Origin of the sequence: Curtobacterium sp. GC_Cur_3, from assembly GCF_026544205.1 — a bacterium.
GTDB lineage: Bacteria > Actinomycetota > Actinomycetes > Actinomycetales > Microbacteriaceae > Curtobacterium.
Genome location: NZ_JALNUI010000065.1, coordinates 1 through 1,239, shown reverse-complemented (window position 1 = coordinate 1,239; position 1,239 = coordinate 1). Strand labels below are relative to the sequence as shown.

Below are 1,239 nucleotides of genomic sequence, written 5' to 3'. Positions count from 1 at the left end.
CTTGGGTTCAGCTGGTCGTTGCAACACCACCGTGATTCGGAGTGTTGCAGATGGGATCCAGGCTGGAACAGCGTGCCCGGGAGGCACGGTTCTGGGAGCTACTCGGACAGGGTGTGAGCAGGCCCGCTGCTTGCGATGCTGTCGGGGTGCATCCACGTCAGGGATACCGATGGTTCAAAGCCGCTCGCGGGAAGAACCCGTTCGAGCGCGCACCTCGTTCTGGCCGGTACTTGAGCGAGGAGGAACGACTCCGGATCGCTGACCTGCGCCTCGCTGGCGTCGGTATCCGCCAGATCGCAGCGGAACTCGGGCGGGCGCCATCGACGATCAGTCGAGAGCTGGCCCGGAACAGCTCCCGCAATGGTGATTACCGGCCGTACGCGGCTGAGAAGCGGTGCCGCGTCCGAGCGCGGCGCCCGAAACCGCGGAAGCTGGACCGCGTCGAGCTCGCTTTGCAGGTTGAGTTGCGGTTGGTGCGGAATTGGTCCCCGGAGCAGATCCGTGATGACCTGGCCAGGTCTTTCCCTGACCGGCCGGAGATGCACGTGTCCCACGAGACGATCTACCAGTCCCTGTTCGTCCAGGGCCGCGGGCACCTGCGCGCTGACCTCCACAAACATCTCCGCACCGGCCGCGCCCTCCGCCGGCACCGAGGTGAGCCCAGGCGGGCGTCGTGGTCGAAGATCCGGGACATGGTCCTGATCAGCGAACGCCCCGCCGAGGCCGACGACCGGGCCGTTCCCGGCCACTGGGAAGGGGACCTCATCGTCGGCACGAACGCGCGCAGTGCCATCGGCACTCTCGTCGAGCGCACCACCCGGTACGTGATGCTGCTGCACCTGCCTGATGGGCACAGCGCCGACGCGGTCCGCGACGCGATGATCCCCACCATCCAGACCCTCCCGGAGCATCTGCGTCGGTCGTTGACGTGGGATCAGGGCACCGAGCTTGCCCGGCACAAGGACATCACCCTCGCCACGGACCTCGCGATCTACTTCTGCGACCCGCACAAGCCGTGGCAGCGCGGCTCGAACGAGAACACCAACGGCCTGCTCCGGCAGTACTTCCCGAAATCCACCGACCTCAGTATCCACACCCCGGAACGGCTCCTCGAAGTCGCTGCTGAGCTCAACGGCCGACCCCGCAAAACACTCGGCTACCGCACCCCGGCAGAAGCATTCGAGCAGCTACTGTCAGACCCGAAACAACCACCCGTTGCAACGACCCCTTGAAACCGCC

Annotated in this window: 1 protein-coding gene; it reads left to right on the top strand. The window is 66.1% G+C overall.

Annotated elements, in window-relative coordinates; genetic code table 11:
- Nucleotides 1-50 precede the first annotated feature (50 nt).
- Entirely contained in the window at nucleotides 51-1,232 is a 1,182-nt protein-coding gene (locus OXR63_RS17960) for an IS30 family transposase (RefSeq protein WP_267425600.1), read from the top strand.
- The last annotated feature ends 7 nt before the right edge of the window (nucleotides 1,233-1,239 follow it).